Raw genomic sequence first — 22,117 nt, 5'->3', positions numbered from 1 at the left:
ACCGTTTGTGGGGTGGCTCTTTTCGACCGGAACGGTGGCTCCGCATTTTCCGGAAAGGTGGCTCTCTAGCACCGGACTGGTGGCTCAAAGTACGCCGGAATAATCAATCATTCATTAAAAATTCAATAATCGGTACTTTGGATTTTTTTTTCTTTTCGGAACATTTGTGTGTTACAGCGATTTCAATATACAGAGAGTCTCCGTTTGGATTAGTTAGTAAAATGTCCGGCTTAAAGTTTTCGTCCCATTGCTCTTCTTGTGCTGTAGAAAATTTAGGCAGGATTTCAAAATGCTGTGCGGAAATATCTTTTGTACATGGGTACAGCATCCCAAATGGACAGGGGGATTCTTCGCATTTACTAGGACCTGCATACTCTAAAATTAAAGGTTCATCCTTATCTTTACACTTTTTGAATAAATTTAAAAATTTTGCTTTAGCAATTTGATGGAGATATGTTTCTCTGTTACATAGAGTGTCTTCGCCTGGATTATGGGAAAAATAATGCTCGTTATGGTTGCCTAAGTTAGCCTGCATCTGTTTGCCACATCCTAAACATGTGAATATGGTAGTTTCTCTAAGTTTGAGAGTTACATCAGAAATTTCGAAAATGTTCCCATTTTGATCTTTTGCATATTGATATTTGGCCATGCTTTAAATATATAAAACAATTAATGTCAGTAGGTGTCAGTTTCATGTACTATTTTGAGAGGCATTGAGATATTATGTTCTTCTTTATATATTTCCCTAGTACATTGACAATCCACGTGACAACGGCATAGACTTTTGCTAACATCTGTAGTGAAATTGATTCCATTGCAGAAGAATATTGCAAGGTTGTGAAGGCTCCTTCGAAGGTCAAGAACATCTTGCAAAAGATGACTGTCATTGTGAATGTTGACCCGAAGATTAAAGATCAAAGGGTTTCTACGAAATATCCTTACGAGATTATCAACTTTGTCCCGTTTGCCGGTTTTGACAGTGAGTCGGCTGCTGGCTGGTGGCAAGATTATAACCTGGTCAAGCATTTCCGTGCCGATGTTCCGGAAAAGGGAATCCCGAACTATCAGCTTGCGCACTTGAAAAATGTGATGAACGCCCTCGCCGCCCTCTACATCCTCTGCCAGAATCTCTACAAACTCCTCGGCGAATCCGACCTGCAACTGGAACCGTCAAAGCTATTTGAATAACGGAACGGTAATTGCACTGCAAAAATTGAGTGATAGGTTAAATGATAGGATAACGATAGGATTAATGATAGGATAAACACGCTTGATTGTAAAATTTCCTTAGGCACCTTGCCAGCTTTTTAGATATTAGGTACATTAAAGCTGCACGTGGTTCTCTGTCAAATGGAGAACCGCGTCTTTTTTTATTCTGGGGTTGACGCGCCCGTATGGAGGTTGCATGCCAATGCCTATAGATGTCGAGACCCTGTTGAACAGGCTGCGTATCGAAAGTGAGCGGATAGAATTCAAGAGAGGGTGGAACCCGACTGGAATCTACCGCACGATTTGCGCATTCGCCAATGATTTTGAAAATCTAGGCGGTGGGTATATTCTTGTTGGCGTAGAACAGGACGAGAGGGGCGTCGCGAAACGGCCTGTTGTAGGAATAGAAGACTGTGAGATTGACGATATCCTGAAGGATATGGTTGCTTATAACAACAAATTCGATCCATTTTACCAGCCACGGACATTCGTGGAATCTATCGATGGAAAAAAGGTACTTGCAATATGGGTTCCCAGTGGGGCGTATAGGCCTTATGCAGTACCGACCGACATAACGGTCAAGGGAAAATGCGAAAAGGCGTATTACATACGTTCGGGAACAAGTTCTGTTGTTGCGAAGGGGGAATCGCTAGACCAGTTGCGTGATATGGCAAATCGCACGCCCTTCGATGAACGGCCCAACCCAAGTATTGGCCTGACCGATATCTCGATGGTGTTGTTACGCGATTATTTGGCAAAAGTGAATAGTAAATTGGAACAGGATTTATTTAAGCAGCCGCTTGAACAGACACTTGAGCAGATGGATTTGATGACCGGACCGACCGAAAACAGGATGCTCAAGAACGTGGCTGCGATGATGTTCTGCGAGAACCCTGAAAAGTTTTTTAAGTACATGCAGGTGGATGTGGTCGTTTTTCCGGAGGGCCGAATAAGGAATCCGCAACGTTTTATCGAAAAGACGTTCAAGGGGAGTGTGCCCCAGCTGATAAAGCAGACAATGGATTACCTGCGCACAAATATTCTATTTGAAACAGTACAGAAAGTGGCTGGCCGCGCGGAGGCCAAGCGTTTTTGGAACTATCCTTACGAGGCTTTGGAAGAGGCTGTCGTGAATTCGCTTTACCATAGGGATTACAGCCTGTATGAACCGGTGGAAATTTCTATTGAGCCCGACGGAATTGACATCTTGAATTGCCCTGGCCCGGATCACAGTATTCCGATGTCGGCAATCGAGAAGGGTGACTATCTTAAAAGCAGGCGTTACCGTAACCGTCGTCTTGGAGACTTTTTAAAGGAACTTGAGCTTACGGAGGGACGTTCAACTGGTGTCCCAACCATCCAGGAAAAGCTTGCCAATAATGGTTCTCCGCGTGCGACATTTGAAACCACGGAGGACAGGCTGTCGATTCTAATTCATATTCCCGTACACGAAGGCTGCGGGGATGTTGTGGAGATGAATGGTGACAAAATGGCAAAGAAATATGAAATGTCCAATAAAATGTCCAATAAAATGTCCAATAAAGATCAGGATCGTTTAAAGGCACTTGTGGATTATTTGGATACGAATGGTTTTATTGCAAAATCTGAAGCAGCAAAAATTCTGGGTGTTGAAGATAAAACAGCTCAAAGGCTTTTGGTTAAAGCGGTTAAGTTAGGTGTTCTAGTTTCAGAGGGATACAGAAAATCAACGGTTTATAAGTTAAAGTAGGCGAAATAGCCCAATTATTGCCCCATTTTGTTGATGCCAATGAAATAACTTATCTTTTCCTCAGCTTTCCGCCAGCAATAGCCCCTACCTCACAACCTTAACTCTTTTCCCGTTCTTGAGCTGGTGCGTGGTGCCATCGGGGAAGGTGTTTTTGCGGCCGACAAAGGTACCGTCGATGCGGTAGGTTTCAACGGGGGCAACTGTGGCGCGGTTCTGAGCCCGCGGCATAATCCGTTCGGGGTCTTGCCCGCAATTTTCACCTTCGCAGGTGCCGCTGGTGTCCGGTGCGCCCGCCTTTACTGCGATGGAATCTGTCGATACGGTGAAGTTGTCGTAGCGGATAAAGCAGTCGTGGGTGGGGGCCCACTCGGCGCTGCTTCCACCGTGGAATGTGGAGAGGTAGAACTTGTCGACTTTTACGGTGTCGTAGTCGCGAAGCCTGAGGGTATCCACATCTAGCGCGAGTTCGCCGTCAAGCCAGGTTTGTACGCGGCCGTTCTTGTCGCCGTTGCCGGGAGAGGCGATGGTGTTCATGCTTACTTTGTTTACAATGCGGTGCCAGGTGCCGGTGGTGAACTGTTTTTGCGGAATGGTGCCGTTCAAATCCCACTTGAAGTCGTCGCCGTATACGGACTCTTGCCCCATGAAGTAGATGAGCTGCACGGCGTTGCCATCTTTGCGCCACATAATACGCGCGCTCCAGCCGTCGCCGGTTTGGGGCATGGCGTTGCCGGTGTAGCACTTGCCGCCGCATAGGCCGGGGAGCTTGCCGCCCAGCTGGAACTCGAATCCGTCTTCGAAGAATATGTCGTAGGCGCTCCACATGGTGTCGGCGGTTTTCACGAGGGGCTGGATGATTTGCGCGGCGCAGGCGGGGGTGTCGTTGTCGTTCGGGCCCACGCAACCCTTGGGGTATTTGAGCTGCAGTACGTTGCCGTGTTCTTCGCCGTCGTACACGACCTTGGAATTTTCGCCATTGTTCTTGTCCATGGCGTACCACCAGCTTTTGTCGTAGTCGTTACGCTTGAAGTCTTCCTTGGCTTCTGCGTTGCCGTACACGCCGACTTCGCGGTTCTCGAAGTTCACGAACGATACGGTGTCAGAGGCCGTCTGTGCAAATGCGGCCGGAGCAAGCGCGGCGGAGGTGGTAGCCGAGACGGCGAACATCGCCGCAGAAAAAGTGTTACGAATTTTTGCGCTCATACCTTTAAAATAATCTTTTTCGAGGGAGATTAAACTATCTTTTTAATGTATGGCCGATTCACTTGATGAAAAACACAATGAAAATGGCATGAACCTTGCCACAGCCCCCGCTCCCAAGGTTGTCGCAGATGCTGCAGCAGAAGCTCGCAAGGCACGCATCAAGAAGATGCGCGGGTGGCTTTCGCCACGTGATTCCGTAGCCGATGACTTTGGACCCGAAGACGCCGCCCTCTATTACGGCGAAGGGCATTCCGGCTGGAATAGGTAGCGTTTTCGAGACTAAATGTCTTTTCCGCTGCGGGCGCAGAACGCAAGCACAACAAAAGCTCCCGCGACAATCCCGATGAGCGGTAAGTCCGCCTGACTGCGTAGGAACATCTTTAGGAGTTTCACCAGCTGCGATGACATGAACGCATAGCCCGCGCTGCAAAGTACCACGAAAAGTGCAAATCGTCCGAGAAAAGGGACGCTCTTGGTTATCTTCTTGAAATAGGCGTTGATATGCCCACCGTAAATGATGAGCAATGTCGCGACAAGACCCACTGAAATGGAATCCATATGCAAGCGCAAAAAGTTTGCAAACTGATGGATGTATGGCTGCATGGCGTAAATATAAAAAGCCGCCGGCGATTTCCTATTCGCCTAGTCAAGAATGATGGAATTTGGCAGATTGTTGAAAAGAAACGAGAGCTGATATTATAGGGATAAAAAAACTCCCCGCGCATTTTATTTTGCACGGGGGTGTTCTTTTAAGGGAGATCCTTCGACGGAGTTTATCCTGAGCTTGTCGAAGGACTCAGGATGACAGCTCAAAGGCACGAAGTGCCGTGCTCACGCCACAGAGCGCAGCGACCCCAAAGCGCGACCTCATTAATACCTGTAGTGATCCGCCTTGTACGGGCCTTCCACGGGCACGCCGATGTAGTCGGCCTGGGCCTTGGTAAGCGTCGTCAGGTGAACGCCGAGTTTTTCCAAGTGGAGGCGTGCGACCTTTTCGTCGAGGATCTTCGGGAGCGTATAGACGACGCCGCTTTCGTACTTGATGCCTGCGACAGTCTGCTTGCCCTGAGCGTTGAGCCAAAGGTCGATCTGCGCGATGGTCTGGTTCGTGAAGCTTGCACTCATCACGAAGCTCGGGTGGCCTGTTGCACAGCCGAGGTTCAGCAGGCGGCCTTCGGCGAGCACGAGGATGCTGTGACCATCGGGGAAAATCCATTCGTCGTACTGCGGCTTGATTTCGTTACGCTTGATGCCCGGAATCTTCTTGAGGCCGGCCATGTCGATTTCGTTGTCGAAGTGGCCGATGTTACCCACGATGGCGCGGTGCTTCATCTTGCTCATCTGTGCTGCGCTAATGATGCCGGTGTTGCCGGTGGTGGTCACGAAGATGTCGGCGTAGCTAACCACTTCGTCGAGGGTTTTGACTTCGTAGCCTTCCATGGCGGCCTGCAGAGCGCAAATCGGGTCGATTTCGGTGATAATCACGCGAGCGCCCTGACCGCGGAGGGACTGGGCGCAGCCCTTACCCACGTCGCCGTAGCCGCATACCACAGCAATCTTGCCTGCCATCATCACGTCGGTAGCGCGGTTGATGCCGTCGATGAGGGAGTGGCGGCAGCCGTAGAGGTTGTCGAACTTGGACTTGGTCACGGAATCGTTCACGTTGATTGCCGGGAACTTGAGGCGGCCGGCCTGGGCCATCTGGTAAAGGCGATGCACGCCGGTAGTGGTTTCTTCGGAAACGCCGCGGAGAGTTTCGCGGGCGCGGGTCCACTGCTTCGGGTCCTTCTCGAAAATCTTACGGCACGTGGCGAGGAACACGCCCCATTCTTCGCTGTCGGTTGCAGGGTTGAATTCGGGCACCTTGCCGGCATCTTCGAATTCGGCGCCGCAGGTCACGAGCATGGTGGCGTCGCCGCCGTCATCCACGATGAGGTCTGCGGTCTTGCCGTCGGGCCACACGAGGGCGCGGGCGGTGTTTTCCCAGTATTCTTCAAGCGTTTCGCCCTTCCAGGCGAACACGGGCACGCCCTGCGGATTTTCCACAGTGCCCTTCTTGCCGACCACGACGGCGGCGGCAGCGTTGTCCTGCGTGCTGAAGATGTTGCAGCTCACCCAGCGCACGTCGGCACCGAGGTCCACGAGCGTTTCGATGAGGATAGCGGTCTGCACCGTCATGTGGAGGCTACCCATAATACGGGCGCCAGCGAGCGGCTTCTTGCCTGCATATTCCTTGCGCAGCGCCATCAGGCCCGGCATTTCGGTTTCGGCGAGGTCGAGTTCCTTGCGGCCTTCCACTGCAAGGTTGATATCCTTAATTTTGTATTCCATGTTATATCCTTTTTAAAAATCCTTATTTATGCATAAATATAGTTATATGCATAAAACATGTCAACGGCCCCGGTAATAAAAAATCCCCGACCGGGGTCGGGGGTAAGTCTTGCGGACCAATCTTATTAAATAGGCTGGTTATTCGATAGTCAGAATGTCGCAGAACCCGGTCACTTCGAAAATTTCCTTGATTTCGGAGCTTGCGTTCTTCACGACCATGGAACCTTGCTTGTTCATCACCTTCTGGGCCATCAGCAGAATGCGCAGTCCTGCCGAAGAGATATAGTCCAGGCTCTTGAAATCGAACACCAGCGACTTCACGCCGTCAAGCTTGCCCTGGATTTCGGCATCGAGCTGCGGAGCAGTCAAGGTATCCAGTCTTCCTTTGAGAGCAATGGTCAAAGAATCGTTATCGTTAGTCTTTGTAATCTGCATGGTTAATCCTTCTTTCTCTTAGAAATTTAAAAAAGTTTACAGAATATTACAAGGTTTTTGTGATGGCGAGTTCGTTATTTTCACCATTTCTGCGGTAACTCACGCTATCCATCGTCTTTTTCACAATGAAAATTCCGAGTCCGCCGATTTCACGTTCTTCGGCCGGAAGCGTTATGTCGGGATCGGCCTGCTTAATCGGGTCGTAGGGTTTGCCGTTGTCGATAAAGGTGAGCCTTGCGGTAAGGGTCGCCTTTCTGACTTCCACGATCAAGGTCACGCGGGTTGCGCCCGAGAACTTCACGATGTTGCTGTAGATTTCGTCGATAGCGATGTTGATCTGCATCTGCGACTTCATGGAACCGTCCATGGGCGCAAGAATTCCTTCGACGAACGCGGTCAATATGTCCTGGTTTTCGGGGATTACGTCCACTATCTTTTCATAACGCTCCCAAGCGTCTTGCATTTGCATTTTCTTTGCTCCATCCATTGGTGTCAAGATGTCTTCTACAAACGATTTGAGTTCACCCTTGTTGTTGCCCGAAACGTCAATCGTTTTTTCGTAGCGTTCCCACACGGGTTCGTCGCTTCCGTTGAATTTGACGGCGAGCATGGTGATGTCGTCGAATTGAGGAACATCCTGTACGAATTTGTCGATTTCTTTTTTGACAAAGGTACATGTATTGGCGGTGTCCAAGTCGCCGCTTTTCTTAATTGTTTCGAGCAGCCTGTCGTCTCCGAACAGTTTGTTCTCGCTGTTGGTTGCTTCGGTCACGCCATCGGTGTAAAGGAACAGGGTGTCGCCTTTTTTCATTTCATAAGACTGCTGCTTGTAAACGGTGTCTTCCATGGCGGCCATCACGAGCCCTGCCTTACTGGGAATAAATTCCACGGAGCCGTCCTTGTGTCGGATTGCAGGCGGGTTGTGGCCCGCCGAGGCAAAGTCAATATGTCCTGTACGCAGGTCGATAATGCCTGCCCAGACCGTTACGAACATGTTCAGCCGGTTGCGCTTGGCGAGAGCGTAGTTGGTTTTATTGAAAGCGTCAACGACAGACTTCAAGTTCTTGGTCATGGTGCGGAGGATTATTCGCGCGACCATCATGAACAGGGCTGCGGCAACGCCCTTGCCGGACACGTCGCCAATCACTACGCACAAATGATCGTTATCAATTTTAAAGAAGTCGTAGAAGTCGCCGCCCACTTCCTTGGCCGGTAGCAGGAACGGGGCCAGTTCATGTCGGTCATCATCAGAATTTTCATCTCGTTCTTCGCCGGGGAGCATCGAGAGCTGAATGTTTCTTGCAAGGTCCAATTCGCGCTCGATGCGCTTCATGTCTTTTTGCTTTTCGATGTTGTCCTTAAGTTCGGTGAGCATATTCGAAAATGCCCATGCAAATTCTGCAACCTCGTCGCGGCCTTTCATTTTTGGAATGGCGACGTCGAAGTTTCCGCGCCCTAATTTTCTTGCCGCCAAGGCCAGTTCCTTCAGCGGTTTTGCCACGCGGAAAGAAATCAGCAAGATAATCACGAATATGATACCGTAGCCGCCGAGAGCCATCAGCAGGAATAGCCTGCGCATGGCGCTCTGGTCTTTCAGGTATTTCTGAATGGGCCACACGACCATGAATGTCCAGTTGGTCGAATTGATGGTGGTGTAGTAAATGGCCGATTCTTCGCCGTCGGCAACCGTACCGATAAACAGCCCGCTGCTGTCGCGGCCTTTGCGGTCAAAATCGATTAGCTTCTGTCCGCGCTTTTCCCTTACAATAATGTCGCGGTTTCTTTTTCCTTGGGCAAGTTCCTTGGGGTACGCCACAGCCAAGTTCTTGGCGGTGGTAACCAAGGCGTATCCGGAGTTCGAAACAGGAATCGATCCGATTTCTTCTTTCAGGAATTCGATGGACATGTCAACGGCAAGCACGCCGACTAGCACGTCTTCGCCATTCTTGTCTTTCTTGAAAAGGGGAACGGTGTAGACGGCGATCGGTTCCGGAACAAATTCACCGATGAACGGTTCCTGCCAGCGCGATGTCTTGCCGTCCCTGGTGCTGGCGTACCATTCCTTGTCTTGGTAATTGGCGCCGGTCACGAGCTTGGTATCGGTGTGATTGAAGCGGGCGAGCCTCATGTATTCACCCTTCGGTGTTTCAGGGCCCATGCCCGGTTCGTAGGCGACTACCACGGCGACCACTTGGGGCACCAGGTTGCGGGCGTTAAAGAGCGACTGCAGCAAAAAGTCGTCCATGTCGCTTTTGGTCATGGGGTGATCGGTCAGTTTGTGCGACAAGTCCTCGCCAATGAGCTTGCTTGCGTTAAAGAGCTTGTCGATGTAGTTCACGTTGGCGCGGCTGGTCTCTTCACCGTTTTCGACAGTCATCTTGTTTAGCATGTTCTGAGTCTTGTAACTCATGATGCCAAAAATCAGGCCGAATACGATTGTGATGGCGGCCAAAATCATCAAGGATTGCTTAAAAGCGAGCCCGCGGAAATTAAATCCCATATATTCCTCTCTTCTTATTGTTTAATAATATATGTAATTTTCTGTCTTTTTTGCCTTTTTTTCTTGAAATTCCGCCTTATTTCATTTTTTGGAATCCGAAATGGGGTTACGAACTTATTATATTTATGTTCCCTAGACTTTACGCTGTGGAAATGCGGTACTTTCCGTAAAAGAAGCACGTGGGTTCGGAAGCGTCCATACTTTTGGAAAGCTTCTTAGGGACGTCCAACAAGTTTTGCTTACTTTTAGGAGCTTTAATGGCAAATAAGTGCAAGCGCGGAATTTTGATTAGTAAGACCCCTTACGAAAAACGTATCGCCATCATGGAAGACGGCGAACTCGTTGAACTTGTCGTCGAGGGTGTATCTTCTAATCGAGTTCTGGGCAATATTTATAAGGGCGTGGTCCAGAAGGTGCTTCCGGCACTCAAGGCTGCGTTCATTGATATTGGCCTTGAAAAGGCAGGCTTTTTGCATCAAGAAGACGCCATGGACAGAAACGAACTCCTCCGCCGCGAATATGGCGATGATGACGACGAGGACGGTTCTTCCAAGGAAGTCTCGATTGACGAAATTCTGCAAGAAGGCCAAGAAATCATGGTTCAGGTGGTCAAGGAACCGATTAGCACCAAGGGTGCCCGTCTGACCACGCACCTGAGCTTTGCAGGTCGTTTCCTCGTGTGCATGCCGGGCACCAACTTCATTGGGGTGTCCAAGCGTGAACGCGACCCGGCCAAGCGCCGCGAATTCAAGAAGGTGGTCCGCCGCCTCAAGGGTCGCGACGTGGGCTACATCGTTCGTACCAACGGTCTGAACGAATCCGAATTCGAAATCAACAAGCAGATGCGCGAACTCGAAAGCAAGTGGGAACAGACGAAGTACAACTTCGAAAACCAGCCTGCCGAAACCTGCATCTACGAAGAATCCGATTCGATTGAACAGACTGTGCGCGAATACTTCAGCGATAACACCGACTACGTGTATATCGACAACCGCGACGAATACTTTGCCCTGCGCGAATACCTCAAGGTGCTCTCGCCGGACAAGCTCGACAAGGTGAAGCTCTGGAGCTCTAACGAAAGCCTGTTCGAATACTTCAAGATCGAAAACGACTACGCCCGTTCCCTGCAGCGCCAGGTACCGCTCCCGCGTGGTGGTAACCTCGTCATCGAACAGACCGAAGCACTCGTCTCTATCGACGTGAACACCGGTCCCAAGGTGCACGGCAAGGACCAGGGCAAGATCATCCTCGAAACCAACATCGACGCCTGCTACGAAATCGCAAAGCAGCTTAGGCTCCGCGATGTGGGTGGCCTGATCATTATCGACTTTATCGATATGGAATCCGAAGAAGACAACGAAAAGGTCTACCAGGAATTCCGCAAGGCAATCCGCCGCGACAAGGCCCCGATCAGCCCCGCTCCCATCAGCCAGTTTGGCCTCATGGAAGTCACCCGTAAGCGCGTCCGCGTGAACCTGATGACTGAAAAGACCGAACGCTGCCCGGTGTGCGACGGCGATGGCCGCATTGCAACGCTCGAATCCACGCTCGGCATGATCGACCGCTGGATGGCTCGCGCCAAGGCCAAGGGCAAGCTCCGCGAAGTGACCCTCGTGGTAAGCGCCCAGGTGATCGACGTGCTCTGCAAGGACCACAACCGCATGTTCAACTACTTGGAATACAAGCATGGCATGAGCATCAGCCTGGTGGAAGACGAACACGCCCACATCAATCAGTTCTGGTTCTACGACAAGAACAACGAAGACATTACCGACCTCTACAAGTTCGTGTAACCCATTTGTCATTCCGGCCTCCGAGCCGGAATCAGCAATTAAACAAGACCGCTCAACCGAGCGGCCTTGTTTTATGTGACAAAACGGTTATGAAAGGACGCTTACAAGCGGATAAGATTGAATGGTTGCCAAAATCAGTTTTTTACACAACGGATTGTCATTTTGGCTCTGTTTATTCCAAATGAAATTTCATTTGAACTAAACCAACTGCAATAAGAAGAACTCAAATCCTTGGCGGTGGAAGTCCAATAAACGGAAGTTACATATACAACTTCAAGATCTCCGTTTTCAAGCAACGCACCCGCAGGTAAAGAGTTGAATCCACAGTTATCGGAACCAGGTGTGTAGTGTTCCCCAAAGCTTTTGAAACTATTTAATCTAGAAACGGCTTTTGCTCCTTCACCCATATTATTGGCTAATGCACTCCATTCGTCTACAGACGGAACATGCCACCCTGTGGGGCAAATCGTATCCAATAATTCCTGGTCAAATAAATCGAACCACTCGCCATTTACATGCAACGAATAAAATCTTCCAAAAGTGTCGCAGAACCCTTCAATTTTGTCATAGCACAAGCTATAAGGCGCATCGAATTTCAGGTTTTCGGCCATCCATACCTGGTTGCCGATAGTTGTGTACTTATAAACTTGACCATCGCGAGCATCGGTAAAGGTGCCACGGTTCGGTTCTCCGTAAGCGTTCATACCATCTGCCGGGCAAACAACCGTCGCATCGAAGGTGTCAATGGGCTCTTCGGGCGCGGAGGAACCGTCGTCACAGGCGGAAAACAGTGCGGCCAAAAAAAGAGCGCTCCAAAATTTCGTTTGGTAATTCATTAATCTTTTATGCAACGAATGGACATTCTATGTTGATTCGTCCAAAAATAAATTCCTTCAGGATTAAATGCACATTCCTCGGCGGTTTTCATGCTACGGGCTGTTGATGTCCAATAAATAGACAATCTATATTCTCCAGAAATATCCCCATTTGAAAGCCAATATCCGGCTGGTTTTGAATTAAATCCGCAATCGTCCGAACCAGTTCTGCCATTTTCTCCGAAACTTGTTGAACTATATAATCTGTAGATCGCTTTTGCACCACCCCCCATAGAGATTGACAATAACGTCCACTCGTCTACAGACGGAACATGCCACCCTGCGGGGCAAATCGTATCCAATAATTCCTGGTCAAAGAAATCAAACCACTCACCATTCTCGTGAAGTGAATAGAATCTTCCAAACGTGTCGCAAAAGCCTTCGATTTTGTTGTAGCATAGGCTATAGGGCGCATCAAACTTCAGGTTCTCGGACATCCATACTTGGTTGCCGATAGTCGTGTACTTATAAACCTGACCATCGCGGGCATCGGTAAAGGTTCCACGGTTCGGTTCTCCATAGGCATTCATACCGTCTGCCGGGCAAACCACCGCCGCATCGAAGGTGTCAACGGGCTCCTCGGGCGCGGATGAACCGTCGTCACAGGCGGAAAACAATAGTGCGAGGAATGCTGTATAAACAAATGAGAAGCCAGATTTATCTTTCATAAAGGGAACCTTCCGATTAATTGCTTGTCTTGTTTAAAAATAGTAACTTTCGTCATTCATGACATTTGTAATGTCATTTTATCTTAAAGAAGATCAATTGCATTTTGTACGAAATTTTTATATTTTGACAAACTAATAAAATGTGAAATTATTATGTGTGAAACGAAAAAGATAGTTTACATTCTGTTGGCGTTGGCGGTATGTTCCTTTAGCGCTGTAGTCAGTCCATCGCAATCTTCTCTTGCTATATTGCTGGATGCGTCTGGCTTGTGCAAAGAGGAATCTCCCGATTCCTGGAACAAAATGCAGATGGATAGGTTCTTGAAAGAATACGGTTTCTACGGAAATGCAAATTCTGTTCATTGTCACTCCTATGATGCCTCTATGAGCCCTGCGGAGGCTGCAGATAGCCTTTTCAAGGGGCAAAAATCAGTATTTAATGAAGCTTTGAGTAAATGGGCTAAAAGCGCAGGCCCCCTGAGTTCAGAAATGACTCCGACCAGGTTTGTTATTGTTGCAGAAGGCATTGCTGGTCTTGCTGTTCGCGAGTATATCCAGAGTAAGGATTATCAAGGAGAGATAGATAATGTTATTTTCTTTAATACGCCACATGAGGGAACAGGTTTTGCGGACCAGGCCTTGTTAAACGAGTCTTCCGTTTTAAACAAGTCTAAATCTGTGGCTGATTATAGTGATATCATTCCGTTGGCGCTGGCGGTATATCTTGTGGGTGGCGGAGATGCCGTGGAAAACTTGATGATGTCGCTTCTTAAGGAAGCCGTTCTTGGAATGGCCCAAGATGCAGGAAATATAAAAGAGAACTTCAAGGGATATTTTGAAGACAAGGAAAACTCCTACAAGTCCTTGCTGTATCTTGCCCAGGATTTAGATTTGACAGATAGTGCGTATAATGATGTAAAAAAGAAGGCTAAAGAAAAAGGACTGGAGTTAAACGATTTTGCCGGAAGTACGCAATTGCTTAACTCTTATTCCAAATTGAATTCGTTTGATCATCCGGCGTACAATAACGTTTATTCATACGGACTTCCGACAATAGGCAATGGCCGGCGAACATTGGCCGATTTTGCTGATCAGGCTAAAAACCATGTTGACAAAAAGCGATTGCAGAAAGTTCTTACGGAATCGGTTGTGAGTACGCTTAATGAAAAAGGAAAGAATATTGAGGACGAAGCAAAGAAAGAAATAGATGGAATTATTTCGAAAGCCCTAGAGGGCGATTTTGCATCAGACATGATGCAGACGGCGAATGAAATTGCGTCAAGGTATAATATCGCCGTAGGCCAGATTTCTGAATGTATTCGAGATGTATCTACTTTGAGCAAATTGAAGTTCAATAAAGAAAATTTGTCAAAATCCGTATTGACAGTGATACGTATAGCAAATAAATACTTGCCAGAAAAATATAAGTCGGAACTATATTCGACCTTTATTGATGAATATTCCGAAAAAATTTCAGAACTTCGCGAAAGTGCGCAGTCTATTAAGGGCGAGCTAAAAAAGGGAATGGACTTGGTTTCCAGCAATCTCTCCAACTATGCAATCAATTTCTTTGACGAAGGAACGTTTGATGTTCCCGCCTTTAGTGCTATTGGAAAAAATGTCCAGGCTTTCAAGGAATCAAGCGTCTTCAGTAAAGGGTATTCTTTAAGTGGTTATGTTCAGGAGAAAGCGTCAGATTATTCGGAATTGAATGCTTACATGAGGGACGTCTCAAAAGTTGGGGAGCTGGAGCAAATAAGGCAGGATATAGACGAGGGACTTAAATATGGCTGTTTGGCGGCTAATATTGCTACACCGGCTGCGGAAAAGGCTTGCCGTGCTGCTCAATTCATGGCGAACGTGGCCTTGATAGCAGATATTTCCTCAAAAATAGAAAGTGCTGTAAAAAAAGTAAGTTCTTTAAAAACCGTCAAGAACGTTGCCATAAAGCAATCCATGGAACGGGCGCAGAAGTGTTCCTGGCATAATCATGAGGGAGTTTCTCATGATATTGTGTGTTCTGATGTGGAGAGTATGTTGTTTGGAGTTCCCGTTGTATCCTTGCAGAGCGTGCGAAGGGTTGATGGGCCTGCAGAATATATTGTTCCCTTGGCGTTATACAGGACGTTCAGCGAAGTCAAGAGTTATAATGATATTTCTGGAGACTCTATTCCTTATGGCTACCAGTTCCCTATATCGGAATTTGCTGAAATCAGCCGTAATTCTTTGACTAATAGCAGCACTGTGATGGTTAAAGATGTCCAATATGAACAAAAGGGCGGCTTTACTTATAAGAACGCTAAATATGCGGCGTTAGATGCGTTTACGGTAAGGAATTTTATTGAAGAGTACCGATTTGTAATAGACGATTTTCAGCCGGATGAATTACGCTTGATTAAGCTGGATTTCAACGCACGGATGCAGATTGCATTTGAACGCGACGGAGACCGTTGGTATATCTATCGTGGGAAAAATAACAATTGGGGCTCATTTGCTATCGATACATTGTTTGAATCGCCGGTTCAAAAAGACGGAGTGTTTGTGTTCCGGCCTAAGGATGTCTTGAATAGGGGTGTTGTCGATGCGAAGGACAGTATATTGCTTAGTGCAATCCAGGAAGATGGTGCAAACAGTGTCAATATTTATGTTGTCAACAAGGTTGGCAAGGCCAACAACCAGCGGATTATATTTAAGTTCCAGGCGGTTGATTACATAATGGACGAAGGGTGGCCCAGATCCTTTGAACGGGTATCTAGAATGGATACGGTGGATTTCTATTCGAATGACTGGGGATATGGGGCTTCGTTGGGAAAATATCGCCTGATTGTATCAGATTCGCTGAATAAAGACACTGTTCAGGTGTTTGTGGATAGCTTGCTGGATAGCTTGCCTGGTAATGGCGTACGATATAGGTTCTGGGCGGACTTGTCGCCTGTATGGAAGAAACATCCACTGAAGGATGCTGTTTATACTCTTAAATGGGATCTTGGCTTTAAGGTGAAAACTTTGAAGGATGATGGCTCGATAGGAGAACAGGATGTAATATATAACCCGCAGGTTGTTGTATGGGGGGATACCTCCGCACCGAAGTTGGTCTTTGATTCCGTTTTTGCTCCGCAGGTTGTCTCGTCGAATCAAGATGTTATTGCCTATGTGTTGAACATGGATTCATTGGACAATCGTTCATTGCGTGGTATACGTAGCTTTATGGTTCGTAAAAACACGAAGGATATGGTGCAACTTCTTAATAGCGCTCATCAAGGAGAATCTTCCTATGGAATCGGATGGAACGGCAATCTTGTTTCGTGGAGTGGTCTGGTAGACTTGTATGTGCAGGCGTACGACTTTGCAAATCCGGACAGCTTGATGATGGACACACTTTCGCATGTCGTAGAGGATAGTGCCAAGAGTTCGTGGTCACTTGTGATGGTGGGCGATACGAGCTTTAAGCCGGGAATCAATGGGGTGTCTATACACAAGACGATCCTTGTTGATAATGAAACTCCGCAGGTTATCAATGAGGGCGTAACCGTCAAGGAATCGCTAGATTCGACTTTGCCGGTATTTTCCAAACAGAAAACTGGATCTCAGATTCTCTTGAACGCGACGGACACCTTGGTTGTATCCTTTGATATTGATGAAAACCTGTTAGGGCGGGATTCTGAAACGGTAGTTGTAGAATTAGTTTTTAAGGATTCACTTGGTAGCGGTGATGTAAAGTCAAAAAGATTCCTCTCGGATTTTGTGGTGACAAAATCATTGAGGCGATTTGTTTTTGAAGAACCTGATATTAACAGGCTTGAAGACGGTACCTACGATTTGAAGGTGAATCTTACCGATGAAGCGGGTAACAAGAGTTCCAAACGGATTGTTGACAAGTTGCGTGTAGACAGAACTCCTCCGCAGGTACGCGGTATAACTCTTGGTGATGTTGCGTATGGAAATGTGGCTGAATTAAGAAATGGTACGGCTCATCTGATGCAAAGTCTAGACGATGCGAGAAACCGCTCTGACCTAGCGTGCTATGTAAAAGTGGATGTTGATAATAAGGAAGGAAAATGGATAGGTCCTGTTGCAGAAACGACAAGCAAGGACGGTCAGAATTCCAACTATGAGTTTGACTATAGGAGTGCCGTCTCGGATACGAGTGATGGCTTCTGGTACGTTTATTTCGGGTGCTTTGACGGAGCCGGGAATTTTGGAAAGAACATGAATTTTTTGGGAAAGGGGACCCGCTATCCGGAAATTACCTATCCCAAAGGTGGTTCTGATTATTATACGGGTCGAATCCTGATTAAGGGTGTTGCCCCGAATCCCGAAGTTCATGGTAACGACAATAATGGGGAATTCCGTATTTTTTGGAAAAAACAAGGCGTGGATACGGCGTGGTCAGAGAAAGGCGTTGAGTACTTGGTATATGATAGGAGCCTTTTGCCTTCGGAAAGGGATCTTGCCGTATGGAACTTGGACGAATTGGACAAGGGTAGCTATGTCTTGAGACTTTCTGTAAGGAGCTGCGATAGCTGCAAATGGATTTCCAGTGATCGTATTGTTTCTGTAGATGACTTCGTGTTACCGGATTCGGCGGATTCCCCGAAGTTGGTGATTGTTCCGCCAGTTGGAAGCCATGTGGCTGGTCATGTCAAGGATGTTTCTGTCGAATTGCAGAATGTCCCGGATACATCTGAATGGGTAGTAAAGGCTTTTATCGAAGCATCGTCCCCGAAGGATACTTCTGTTTATGTACGGACTGTTGAAAAGACTTTTGATCCAATGATGGTTTCTCCATTTAGAACTCCTGCAGTAGCTTCGGATACGGGACTTTCCATTTGGCAGGAAAATGATGGTGATAAATGGCATGTCCGTTATGTAGGAAATGCCCATGGTGTAAAAATGGGGGCGGATTCAACTGGTTTAAGGAGAACGCCTTGTTTGGCGATTCGATATGTCGATAAGGAAATTGACTGGCTTTCTACATTGGAGCCCGATTCTGTAAAATATTTGGGTTTCGTCATGGATAGTGTGAAGGTCCAGAATGAGTATGTAGATGTGGTTATTCCCCGTTATAATACAACCAAAATCTGGAATGTAGGGGCGGATAGTGTTCACTTGATCTTTAAGACGGCTCATCCCTTTACGGTTGATGCCTCCACGATTGATTCGGTAATGTTCAGGGATACGCTTTCTCCGGTTGTTTATATCCATCCAGAAAAATACAAGGCTCATGTTGCCTGGAACGGCTTGGTGAATGGCGCCGTTCCCAGTGGCAGCCTTGCAAAGGTAAACGTGGTTGCCTACGAAAAAGGAAACGAAAGAAATATTGTCAGCGGTAGTGAGTCCTGGTACCTAGAATACGAAAAAACGGGAATCGAGTTTTCTTCCAATAACCTGGAGAAATATTACATCAACTTCTTGGGCTCGGGCTCGGATTCGGCTGCGATAAGAATGGCTGATTATGGATTCCAGTTCAAATTGACGGGTCGCTCTGCGTATGTGACTGCTAAAATTCTTGATTCTGCAAACGGGGAAGTGTGTACGCTGTTGGATAGTGAACTTGTCGTGGCGACAACTGCAAACCAATGGAAGACTCTTCGGTGGAATGGTGAAAAAGAGGACCATTTTTACAAGGAAGGTTCATACAATGTTCATGTTCTTGTAGAAAACGAGACTGGGGTAATTATAGATACGCTGTACCCATTTGAAGTAAGTTTGGGCGAAAATATTAAGGAAGCTAGAATTGATTCGGTGGGTCGTATTGCCGAATTGCAGATGGATGAAGCGTTCCGAGACTCCAATGGGGAATACCGTTATGTGGGACGGCCTGACTATTTGCTTAAAGCAAGCATCAGCGCTACAGTGTTGCAGGAAAATGAAAGAACGATTGATTACGAGTGGGACATTTATGGATTACAACATCCCTTGAGGTACAAGAAAACTCGACCGAGCCTTGGAATCCGTAGACATAGGGATGAATTCTGGGCGACAGTGGTGACGCTGGTAATGGGAGAAACTTTGGATTATAATGGTCTATTTGAAGGTGGTTTGTTTAATACAGATACGAAGTGTAAAGAGGTTACAGAGAATAATGAATACCATTATAAAATTCAGGTCCAACAAAAACTTTTCAAGAAAGGTGAAAATGTAGAAGTTAGTGTTGATTTGGATCCAGAAAATAATATGCATAATGATAGGCATATTTATGGATTTAGACATACTTGTATTTCTGTAGGCCAATACAATCAGAATAGGTTGTGCTATGATACTTTGAATCTGAACGCTTTAGTTGCTGTTAAAATATTGCCGGCAAGTTCGTATGGTGAAATTGTTCAAAGATTGCAAGGTGATTCTGTGTCATGGAACGCTGTTTTCGATGTTGGTAGGACAAAGGTCAGTGACTTCCCATGGGATGATGTATATGAAAAAAATTTCTATGGGGATCGAGAATCTTTTATGAATGACTGGTTTAACAATTGGGGCCAGACATTATATTATGAAGCTGTAAATAAGAATTTTAATGTATTGAAGAATATTAATACCCTAAGCAACACTTTTGATACGGAGCTATCCTGCGTAACAGATGATATTCTGGATACGGTTTTGGCCAAAAATGATTCTCATTTTGTATGCGGTGCGGATCAGGTTTATAGAGAAGTAAATAAGGATGTTGTCACGCAATTCAATCCCCATGCGTTTATGATGAAGGTTAGAGCTATTCCTGTAGATGGCAAAACTGATTTTGTTGATAAGAATTATAATGAAGAACATTGTTCTTATGGTGGCTCTGGTACCGATATAAAAGTTAAGTTTGTGCTTCAAATAGACTCTAATTATTGGAATCCTCCTGCATGGGGTACAAACAATCTTGCGAACCGTTATGTTCGTTTTGATCCACTAAGTACAACGCTGTATGGAAATAACGGCTATATAACGAAACTTGCAAACAGTGGTGTCCTTAATTTCTACAATGGTACAAGTTGGGTTCCTGACGGGTCTTTTAACAATGGGCCGACGGTATTTGAAGCGTTACGCTTACCTATGGATACGGTTCCTGAGAATCCTCTGCTCTTTAATGACGAACTTGGCGCTCATAACCATGTGGATTCTGTGGTGAAATATTATCCGTCTTTGTATACATGGCGCTTTTATTGCGCTAAATGTAAAGTTCCCTATAAGGCTGTTGCCAAGAATCGGGATGGGTCAATATGGTCTAGGTTCAATAGCGATAGTAAAATTGCACAAAATGGTGGTGATCAGACTATAGGAAGAAAGGAGAATCCCCTCGATATTTATTTTGAAGTGGCTCCTGAGATTAAGTTGCCCGAAGCCAAGCGTGCGCAAATTGTACAAAATGCTCCTGGTCCAATTCCGTATCCTTTCAAATCAGAAGGTTGTTCTTCGGATACGTCCGGTGGTTATAAATTCTATGGCTGTGACAAGTGGGTGTCCTATGTTCATTATAGTCAAAACGACTGGAACGAGTCGCAATGGGTAGATACCCTGACTACAAGGACTGGACATATCCGCAATCCGCTTACAGATGCAAGTGTTGATTCTTTCGGCTTGACGGGAATTGCTGCTCCTAGGAATGCCTCCGTGGTTGGTAAGGGGTCGCGTAAGGTGGACTATCAAAAAGACTGGAACGATCAAAATAATGATTGGAGAATCGACATCGATAAGAGTAATGTCGTTGGCAGTGGAGAACTGTTCCGTGAAGTCAATATTGATTCTTATATTCTTAAATTACTTGGCACGAATTCTACTTGGACAATCGATACATCAAAGTCAAACCCTAAAGAAGGCCTATATACGATATTCAATAAAGGTGAAGCGGTTGGACCAACGCTGGTTAATTTCTTCCGTTCCAATGATACAGTTTATACATCTAAGAGAAGTTTGAACGATGGTCAGCGAAGTGAAAATATTCCGCTTGCAAGTGTTGTTGCCCAGAGTGAGGATCCTGCTGATACAATCCTTGTATCAAAGTGGGCGAAAAACCAGTCGGTTTCGGTTGGTATATACAAGCGAAAAATGCTGGGAGACACTTCCTTGACGCCACATCCGTATCTTGAAGCCAGTTATAACTCTGCCGCCAAGCAGTTCTCCATAAATCGCAATTCAAAGGATATCTATGCTTCCCGCGAAGACGAAATCGTGACTCTTCGCGGCAGTGTCCCATACGACATCAGCGATTGGAATATTTCCTACATCCGGAATGGAATGCGCTTCAAGGTTGGGGATGGCAAACAATTGCCGATAGAGGCGACGATGAACGTGAATGAACTCCAGGGTAATACGTCTTTCTTCCTGACTTATAGTGTATTGGGTGATATGACCTATTATCGTCAGTTGGATGTTCATGTCGGTAATCGCGTTGTGGCTAGCGATGGCGGTTTTGTCTATTCCATGTACGGCAATGTCAATATCCATTTTGAGAAAAATGCTTGGGAAAAGGATGAAGATGTTACCGTACGCACCATGGATCCGAAGGAATGTTACGATTGCGATTTGTTCCGGAACATGGTGCCTGTGGGGCCGGTATTGGAGATACAGCCTTCGCATAAGTTCCCTGAAGGAAAGGAACCGCTTGTTACGGTGGATATTTCTGTAAAGACTTTGGTGGATGATGGTATCGATTATAGCAACTTGAAAATTTACAAGTTGGATCCTCGGAAACCGGAAATTGTTCCGCTAGAAATTGGCAATGAAAAAATACTACTTGATGCTAATCTTAATCGTTGTGACTCTTCCGATTGGCAGCATTCTTGCAAATTTGTGAGAATCAATGCTAAGACGCCGACTTTCTCAGAGTTCGTAATCTTGGATTCGTTGAAAGCGGATAGCATTATGGTCGCTGATTCCATTCCTGAAAAGATAGAGCAGTTTTCTTGTAGCCAAATGGACACTCTTTGGATGGATACACTCTGGATGGGTACTGCAAATGGATGGCTTGAATTCCCGTATCTGTGTACGGGAAGGAGCAACTATCTTTTACAGTTAAACGCAAAAGGTAATGTGTCTGCGGAACATCGTGGTGCCTCTACTAGGCCGATTGTGTGGACCGCGAAAAATACGGACATGTATGCTCTGGATTCTATGTATCAGTCCTCTGTCGTGTTCTATGGCATCGATGGCAATACGGAACAAAAACTTGGTCCGGTCGTAAGGCTTGATTCTGTTGCCCCTGTTATTGAAAATGTGGAAACTTCGATTTCTGAAAATGAGGATGGTTCTCGAATCGTTCATGTGGAAACGGAAATAGAAGAAATAGGCAGTGGTATTTCAAAGACTACTATGGAATTGTTCTTGGGTGGAAACCTCCTGCACAGTGTGACTATTCCAGAAAATCAAGCTCCGGTGTACGACTTTATGGTGGA

Annotated in this window: 13 protein-coding genes; 5 read left to right on the top strand and 8 right to left on the bottom strand. The window is 46.6% G+C overall.

The window, feature by feature from the left end; translation table 11 throughout:
- Positions 1-103: 103 nt before the first annotated feature.
- Positions 104-649 carry a hypothetical protein gene (locus tag B7988_RS14440; protein WP_088658432.1) on the bottom strand — a complete coding sequence of 182 codons (546 nt, stop codon included), beginning with the start codon at positions 647-649 and terminating at the stop codon, positions 104-106.
- A 188-nt stretch (positions 650-837) separates the two neighbouring features.
- Here B7988_RS14440 and B7988_RS14435 point away from each other — a divergent pair, with 188 nt between their 5' ends.
- Both B7988_RS14435 and B7988_RS14430 read left to right on the top strand, forming a co-directional pair.
- On the top strand, positions 838-1,188 hold the full coding sequence (locus B7988_RS14435) for a hypothetical protein (RefSeq protein ID WP_088658431.1): 351 nt from the start codon (positions 838-840) through the stop codon (positions 1,186-1,188).
- A 217-nt stretch (positions 1,189-1,405) separates the two neighbouring features.
- Positions 1,406-2,938, top strand: a complete 1,533-nt coding sequence (locus tag B7988_RS14430; RefSeq protein WP_141225699.1) for an RNA-binding domain-containing protein — start codon at positions 1,406-1,408, stop codon at positions 2,936-2,938.
- Between the two features lie 84 nt (positions 2,939-3,022).
- On the opposite strand, the gene B7988_RS14425 is transcribed toward B7988_RS14430, so the two are convergent.
- On the bottom strand, positions 3,023-4,141 hold the full coding sequence (locus B7988_RS14425) for a polysaccharide lyase (protein WP_249269024.1): 1,119 nt from the start codon (positions 4,139-4,141) through the stop codon (positions 3,023-3,025).
- Between the two features lie 49 nt (positions 4,142-4,190).
- On the opposite strand from B7988_RS14425, the gene B7988_RS14420 reads away from it, so the two are divergent.
- Positions 4,191-4,409: a hypothetical protein gene (locus tag B7988_RS14420; protein WP_088658429.1), complete on the top strand. Its 219-nt coding sequence runs from the start codon at positions 4,191-4,193 to the stop codon at positions 4,407-4,409.
- Between the two features lie 11 nt (positions 4,410-4,420).
- Here the strand turns inward: B7988_RS14420 and B7988_RS14415 are convergent, their stop codons facing one another.
- The 4 genes from B7988_RS14415 to B7988_RS14400 all read right to left on the bottom strand — a co-directional run bounded on the left by B7988_RS14415 (position 4,421) and on the right by B7988_RS14400 (position 9,407).
- Complete coding sequence (locus tag B7988_RS14415) at positions 4,421-4,744, bottom strand: DUF3392 family protein (protein ID WP_073323685.1); 324 nt, start codon at positions 4,742-4,744, stop codon at positions 4,421-4,423.
- A 267-nt stretch (positions 4,745-5,011) separates the two neighbouring features.
- On the bottom strand, positions 5,012-6,472 hold the full coding sequence (ahcY, locus tag B7988_RS14410) for an adenosylhomocysteinase (protein WP_088658427.1): 1,461 nt from the start codon (positions 6,470-6,472) through the stop codon (positions 5,012-5,014).
- 138 nt (positions 6,473-6,610) lie between these two features.
- Positions 6,611-6,907, bottom strand: a complete 297-nt coding sequence (locus B7988_RS14405) for an STAS domain-containing protein (protein WP_073323681.1) — start codon at positions 6,905-6,907, stop codon at positions 6,611-6,613.
- Between the two features lie 46 nt (positions 6,908-6,953).
- Complete coding sequence (locus tag B7988_RS14400) at positions 6,954-9,407, bottom strand: SpoIIE family protein phosphatase (protein ID WP_170930678.1); 2,454 nt, start codon at positions 9,405-9,407, stop codon at positions 6,954-6,956.
- 257 nt (positions 9,408-9,664) lie between these two features.
- Between B7988_RS14400 and B7988_RS14395 the strand changes: the two genes are divergently transcribed.
- Positions 9,665-11,200: an Rne/Rng family ribonuclease gene (locus B7988_RS14395; RefSeq protein ID WP_073057475.1), complete on the top strand. Its 1,536-nt coding sequence runs from the start codon at positions 9,665-9,667 to the stop codon at positions 11,198-11,200.
- 134 nt (positions 11,201-11,334) lie between these two features.
- Here the strand turns inward: B7988_RS14395 and B7988_RS14390 are convergent, their stop codons facing one another.
- A complete protein-coding gene (locus B7988_RS14390; protein ID WP_088658426.1) occupies positions 11,335-12,036 on the bottom strand; it encodes an FISUMP domain-containing protein in 702 nt (233 codons plus the stop codon).
- Complete coding sequence (locus tag B7988_RS14385) at positions 12,036-12,743, bottom strand: FISUMP domain-containing protein (protein WP_088658425.1); 708 nt, start codon at positions 12,741-12,743, stop codon at positions 12,036-12,038. Before B7988_RS14385 ends, B7988_RS14390 begins: the two co-directional genes overlap by 1 nt.
- A 153-nt stretch (positions 12,744-12,896) precedes the next feature.
- Between B7988_RS14385 and B7988_RS14380 the strand changes: the two genes are divergently transcribed.
- Positions 12,897-22,117 (top strand): hypothetical protein (locus tag B7988_RS14380; protein WP_141225698.1); only part of this gene is annotated, 9,221 nt, incomplete at its 3' end.

It is taken from the genome of Fibrobacter sp. UWB1 (genome assembly GCF_002210325.1).
Classification (GTDB): domain Bacteria; phylum Fibrobacterota; class Fibrobacteria; order Fibrobacterales; family Fibrobacteraceae; genus Fibrobacter.
Note: the sequence above shows the minus strand (reverse complement) of the source record. Positions and strands in the feature narration are given on the sequence as shown.